Consider the following 2,859-nt stretch of genomic DNA (forward strand, 5'->3'; position numbering starts at 1 on the left):
AGTGGTGTGAGCCATTAAGCTAACTTGTACTAATTACCCGTGAGGCTTAACCATACAACGCCAAACGCGTTTTATGCGACAGTTTAGACAGAAGTTAATATAACTAAAGTAGATATTACTTGAAGAAAGACTTAAAAAATATTATCAGATATTTTCCAAATTCAGTTAGTGCGTAGCGATACGGATTAACGCCCAAATTTGCTTGGTGACAATAGCGTTTTGGACCCACCTGATTCCATGCCGAACTCAGTAGTGAAACGAAACAGCGCCGATGATAGTGTAGCATTTGCTATGTGAAAGTAGGACATTACCAGGCTTCAAATTGTAGAAAGCCCGAATCTAACGATTCGGGCTTTTTTACGTCTGAAGAAAAGTGAAATGCGCACAATTAACACACACTCACATCAACACCTAGCACGTAGGTCGGCCGAGCATAGCGACTCCCGACGTTGAAATCACAACAAAACCCCTTAATATCTCAGTCGGCGAATACAATAGCATTTTCACTGTGACTCTCCACTGCTGTGGGCACTATGACATTACACAAGCTTCACATTGTAGAAAGCCCAAATTTAACGATTCGGGCTTTTTTACGTCTGCAAAAAAGTGAAGTTTGGGAGGATTTTTCATATATCGGATTATAATTAAATCAGTTACGCCTTATCAAACACTCAATCCTAGTGAACGACATAAATTAAGAATCAGTTTGATCCCCTACTTAGTTGATAAGCATCTATATAAGTATAATTAAGCTCTATCTCAGTAATATTCAAGGGGGGTGAGGTGCTTTTCCATGTAAATAGTATTACCTAGATGCTTAATGTTTTTATAGAGTACATATATTGTTCCAACATGTAATTCATTGACTATAATGATTAATCCTAGTTATGACTTTGCTAACTAAACTTAGATAGCGGTAAAATGCGCTACTTAAAATAATTACATAATTGATTATCCGAACAGATGAATTATTTCATCGTTAGCATAATTAATCTTCACTGTATTTTGCATAATTCAACAAAGGATTTAATTTTCTCTGATGCGATATAAAATATCTTGGTGCTTACTTTTTACCACTATGCTTACTCATTTTTCTGTTTTTTCTAATGAGTTTGAATTTTCTGGTTATGCTCGAGTTATTGGTGGCTACTTAGACGAAAAAAATGTCGAATATAAGGGATATGAAGACAGTCTTAAATTTTCTCCATCTAGTTTAATTGGATTCCAAGGCGAGTATCAGTTTGATGATAAGTGGTCTGCAACAGCTCAAGTTTTGTTAAGAAGCAATAACACAACAGCTTCCGATAACTCAGGGTTAGAGTGGTTATATTTAACATATAGACCGACGGATAATATTCAAATAAAACTCGGAAAATTACGCACACCTTTTTTTACCATGAGTGACTTTTCGGATGTTGGTTTTGCGTACCCATGGATCAATCCACCTCAACAAGTTTATGATACTTATTTATTTAAAACGTTTAATGGCATAGATGCTGTTTATAAATTTGGTGCAGAAAATTTTGATGTGAGCTTTGAAGGTTACTATGGTGAAGAGTCGGGTGATATAGGTATTGGCGCCTTAAGAACGGGCTTTGAAGTTGATAACCTTTTAGGATTTATTGGTAAGATTAATATTGAAAACTTAGAGTTTAGGGTTTCTCGTTATAATGGGAATATCAAGCTTGATATTGATGAGATAAGACAGCTAGAAAACGTACTCGATAGTCTTAACTTTACAAAAAGCGCTAGCTCGGTAAAAACAAAAGGTCGAGCACATGCAGACCAATTTGGTGTGATTTACGATAATTTAGATTATTTTTTTAGAGGTGAGTGGATCCGCATAAAAACTGACCTAGGAATAGTGCCTATAATTCAAAGCTATTATTTAACTGCCGGTGTTAATTATGCCCCTTTTACTTATCACTTAACATTTGCAGATAGCGACGTTGAAACTCGTTCTGCTGAGAATGAAATTCCGTTAGGTATTAATAGCGACTTAGATCAACTTGCATATGGGTACAATCGTATTTTTGATGAATCTACGCCTGATTCAATTAAGAGTTGGACAGTTGGTGTACGCTGGGATGTGTTGCCAAATCTTGCCTTAAAAGCTGAATTTTCAACGCTAGAAGGCGACGATGTAAAAGACTCGTTTTTTGTTACTCCTGATGACTCTGATTTTGATAAAAAAACTAATCTTTATCTTATTGGTTTGGATTGGGTGTTTTAATGATATTTTTTAAACCTATTAATAACATTAAAAAAACAATGATGCTCTTTGTAGTCGCTAGTAGCCTATTTGGTATTAGCATTTCAGTTTATGCAGAAAATACAAAGTCCTCGAACGTCATTATTGTAGTAAATACCACAGACCAAAACTTATCTTTTAGTAAGCAACAAATTCGCCATATTTATATGGGTGGAGCTATGAGCAGACAATTTAAAGCTGTTAACCTATTTGTCGGCAATCCGCTTAGAATAAATTTTAATACTAGGATGGTAGGTCTTACTGAATCTAGAATACAAGCATATTGGGCCCAAATGCGATTCACTGGGCGCAGCAAACCACCTGTTGAATTTGAGTCTACAGAAGAGGTTATAGAATACTTACTAACCGTTGAGGACTCAGTAGCTTACCTTCCTGCAGGGATCACTATACCTAAAGAGCTCACCATAATTTCACTAAATTAAAAGTAAGCCGCTTAGTTAGAAAAAGCATCAATTGCACTGAGTTATTTGAGGGTGTAACTAATTTTGTGTAACTGCCTATCATAATTTACTCTATCAAGAGTTTAAGGATTAGGCGATGAACATGAATAAAGAAGAACTCGAAGCGTTTGCTAAAGAAGCTGCTAA

Annotated in this window: 2 protein-coding genes and 1 rRNA gene; all 3 read left to right on the top strand. The window is 35.7% G+C overall.

Annotated elements, in window-relative coordinates:
• The first annotated feature begins 201 nt into the window (after nt 1–201).
• The 3 genes from rrf (at nt 202) to I6E70_RS20455 (ending at nt 2,694) form a co-directional block, all read left to right on the top strand.
• Nucleotides 202–316 (top strand): 5S ribosomal RNA (gene rrf / locus I6E70_RS20445).
• A 723-nt stretch (nt 317–1,039) separates the two neighbouring features.
• Nucleotides 1,040–2,233, top strand: a complete 1,194-nt coding sequence (locus tag I6E70_RS20450; protein WP_007579754.1) for a porin — start codon at nt 1,040–1,042, stop codon at nt 2,231–2,233.
• The gene (locus I6E70_RS20455; RefSeq protein ID WP_007579756.1) at nt 2,233–2,694 is read left to right on the top strand and encodes a hypothetical protein; all 462 of its coding nucleotides are present in this window, start codon (nt 2,233–2,235) and stop codon (nt 2,692–2,694) included. Before I6E70_RS20450 ends, I6E70_RS20455 begins: the two co-directional genes overlap by 1 nt.
• The last annotated feature ends 165 nt before the right edge of the window (nt 2,695–2,859 follow it).

The sequence above is a fragment of the Pseudoalteromonas sp. NGC95 genome, from assembly GCF_015864705.1.
GTDB classification, from domain to species: domain Bacteria; phylum Pseudomonadota; class Gammaproteobacteria; order Enterobacterales; family Alteromonadaceae; genus Pseudoalteromonas; species Pseudoalteromonas arctica.